The sequence below is a fragment of the Legionella tunisiensis genome (assembly GCF_000308315.1).
GTDB lineage: Bacteria > Pseudomonadota > Gammaproteobacteria > Legionellales > Legionellaceae > Tatlockia > Tatlockia tunisiensis.
Genome location: NZ_CALJ01000256.1, coordinates 1 through 2,623 on the forward strand (window position 1 = coordinate 1; position 2,623 = coordinate 2,623).

Consider the following 2,623-nt stretch of genomic DNA (forward strand, 5'->3'; position numbering starts at 1 on the left):
AGCAAGAGATGAGGTATCACTCGACCGTTTGACATTGAGAGCCCGTTGAGTTGGAGGAGAAACTTTGCTAGTTGCGATATTGCATGCGATTTCGATATAAACCGGTTTTTCTTTTCCAGTGCAATTGCGATGGCAGTATCAATTTGCATCGGCGCATCACTTGGTCTATGAATAAATACACTATGCGCTGTAATTTTCGCAAATATTTCGCGAACGTAACTATAATTTTCCGTTGCCAACGTATGGTGTAAAATTTCCGCATCCTGCACGGAGTTTGTATTAGGGCCACCTGAAACAACAATGACTGGCAGATTCTCAGCATAAGCCCCTGCAATCGCATTAACAGCACTTAAGCCGCCAACACTATAGGTAACAATTAATGCGGAAACGCCTTTAATACGCGCATAACCATCTGCTGCATAGCCTGCATTCAGCTCATTACAACAATTGATCATTTGAAGGGAAGTATTTTTTAATAACTCGTCCAATAAGCTCAGGTTATAGTCTCCGGGAATAGCAAAGTAATCGTTCATTCCTAATTCTTGGAAGCGTTGTGCGAGATAAGTACCTACAGTAGACATAAGAAATCCTTTTTCGTAAGATACTGGCAGAGAATTAAATTTATTATGGCAGTGAGTTTCTGGTTCTTCAAGAATGCTATCTCAAGAAGAGGTATACTTCATTAAGCGAAACCAGAATTCCTCTCAAAATGGTTCATCGGCCAGTTTAATTAATTTGTTGGGATCATTAAAATTGATCAATGAACTTTGCGACTCGATTTTGTTCACCATAAAATCTGCGCAAGGCTTTATAAACCCTTTAATATCATCCCAATATTCATATTCTTCACCAACACAAATTGATTTAGCTCGCTTCATCACAGGCTGATGCACATTAGGTAAACGACTTATTACCCAGTCTGCTGCAGCAGGTTTAGATCTTATCGTGTTTGTTTCTAAAGTACTCCAGATTCGCGCGTAAGTCAGTAAAACATTTCGAGTATCATGCTCAAGATCTGTGGCCAGTCTATCTAAATCGTAAAGCATAGCCTTGATAAAATCTTGATAGGGCACAGACATTAATAGCTGCCCAGGTTCTAACCCCCCATAGAGTTTGACTCTTTAATAAAACTTGAGTAACAATCAGCGCCAGATCAGGCATCTCAGGAGTCTGCCAGGGTTCAATCATCCCTTCTTCAAAAGATTCACGCAACCAATCGCCATATTGAAAATCAAAGTGAGGGGGGATACTGCCAAGGATTAATCATTGCCCTCGCAACAATGGTCATTTCAAGAGGCAATTTTGAGCTTTTCATGTAAATACCAGAAATTTGCAGAAGATTGGCAACTAATCTGGTTTTTTCCTCTGCGGTTGTCATACGTTTAGTAACAACAAATAAATCAATATCGCTGTATTTTTGCAATCCACCTACAAGCGATGAGCCATAAAGATAAACACCCAAAAGATCAGGCCCGAAAATCATTTGCAATAATTCCAGGCTATCTTTGAGTTGTTGCTGCATTTCATAGCTATAAATACGTGTCATAGGTTTTTATTAATTTGCTAGAGGCATAGATATATTACCAGAAACTCACGATATACCCGCTATACGTGTTATATCTTTCTCACCACATTCAAGGTAAATCATTAGATAAGCCAACAAGCGAGATAATAAAACTAATGACTGCTCATTCCAGGTCAATGATATTAGAGGAAGCATAGTAAGTTTCACTCAACCTATTTCCTTTTCATTACCTCATAGTTTGCCAAGAGATGAGGACGACCTAACCTAGTTACGAACCGCCGCATGTAAAAATCTACCGTTTTATACAGATAACCATTATTCTTAAGAGAATTAGGAGAATATAAAGCATATAGGCCTACTACTCCCAAGAGTGATTAAATGAAAACTGAATGAAACGGCATCGTCAAGTTAACTTTTACGTTACACTACGCTTTATTTAGCTGGTGAAAAGATGTTGGAGCAAAAGCCGAAAAGATATCGTTATCCCGTAGAGATAATCAGTATAGCGGTATGGAGTTATCACCGGTTTAATGACAGTTACCGAGATGTTTCAGAGCGGTTACTGTATCGAGGGATTGAAGTGAGCTATGAGAGCATACGCCAATGGTGCATCAAATTTGGCCCTCATTTTAAGCATGTGGTTAAGAAGCGAGAGCCATGGCCATCCGATAAATGGCATTTAGATGAGCAACAACTGCGCATTAACGGCGAGACGTATTATTTATGGCGCGCGGTGAATGAGGAAGGCTATGAGCTGGATGTGTTGCTGCAAAAGAGCCGTAACAAAAAAGCAGCCATCCGCTTTCTATCCCGCTTATTGAACGCCTATCCCAAACCACGGGTCATGGTAACCGACAAACTGAGAAGCTACACGAAACCGATTCAACAGATGAGTAAAGGCACAGCGCATCGTTCCCATAAAAGGCTCAATAACCGCGCCGAGAGTGCCCATCAGCCTACACGCAGGAAAGAAAAATGCCTCATCCGTTTCAAATCACCCAGAAGCGCTCAAAATGTTCTGGCGCTCATGGGGAAAACCAGAAATCTCTTCGCTATCGCCGTTGGTCGTTACACGAACTCGGCAGCAAAGCAACGAGT

The 2,623-nt window shown here is 40.9% G+C and carries 6 protein-coding genes; 1 reads left to right on the forward strand and 5 read right to left on the reverse strand.

Translation table 11 applies throughout. The annotated features are described in order from the left end of the window. From BN58_RS26230 to BN58_RS36480, 5 genes are all read right to left on the reverse strand, one after another. On the reverse strand, positions 1 to 581 hold a 581-nt coding region (locus BN58_RS26230), incomplete at its 3' end, for a thiamine pyrophosphate-binding protein (RefSeq protein WP_040916638.1). A 123-nt stretch (positions 582 to 704) separates the two neighbouring features. Beyond that, the gene (locus BN58_RS34835; RefSeq protein ID WP_232220698.1) at positions 705 to 1,046 is read right to left on the reverse strand and encodes a DUF4111 domain-containing protein; all 342 of its coding nucleotides are present in this window, start codon (positions 1,044 to 1,046) and stop codon (positions 705 to 707) included. Next, entirely contained in the window at positions 1,027 to 1,212 is a 186-nt protein-coding gene (locus tag BN58_RS34840; RefSeq protein WP_232220699.1) for a hypothetical protein, read from the reverse strand. The genes BN58_RS34835 and BN58_RS34840 overlap by 20 nt, the downstream gene beginning before the upstream one ends. A gap of 19 nt (positions 1,213 to 1,231) precedes the next feature. After that, complete coding sequence (locus BN58_RS34845; RefSeq protein WP_232220700.1) at positions 1,232 to 1,546, reverse strand: nucleotidyltransferase domain-containing protein; 315 nt, start codon at positions 1,544 to 1,546, stop codon at positions 1,232 to 1,234. A 45-nt stretch (positions 1,547 to 1,591) separates the two neighbouring features. After that, entirely contained in the window at positions 1,592 to 1,720 is a 129-nt protein-coding gene (locus tag BN58_RS36480; RefSeq protein ID WP_269570366.1) for a hypothetical protein, read from the reverse strand. 256 nt (positions 1,721 to 1,976) lie between these two features. On the opposite strand from BN58_RS36480, the gene BN58_RS15760 reads away from it, so the two are divergent. After that, the coding region (locus BN58_RS15760) for an IS6 family transposase (protein WP_019217630.1) at positions 1,977 to 2,623 on the forward strand (647 nt) is incomplete at its 3' end.

What these genes read in the sequence shown, in the direction of transcription:
- BN58_RS34835 (WP_232220698.1), bottom strand. Translation starts at nt 1,046, where the DNA reads ATGCTTTACGATTTAGATAGACTGGCCACAGATCTTGAGCATGATACT.
- BN58_RS34845 (WP_232220700.1), bottom strand. Translation starts at nt 1,546, where the DNA reads ATGACACGTATTTATAGCTATGAAATGCAGCAACAACTCAAAGATAGC.
- BN58_RS36480 (WP_269570366.1), bottom strand. Translation starts at nt 1,720, where the DNA reads ATGCTTCCTCTAATATCATTGACCTGGAATGAGCAGTCATTAGTTTTA.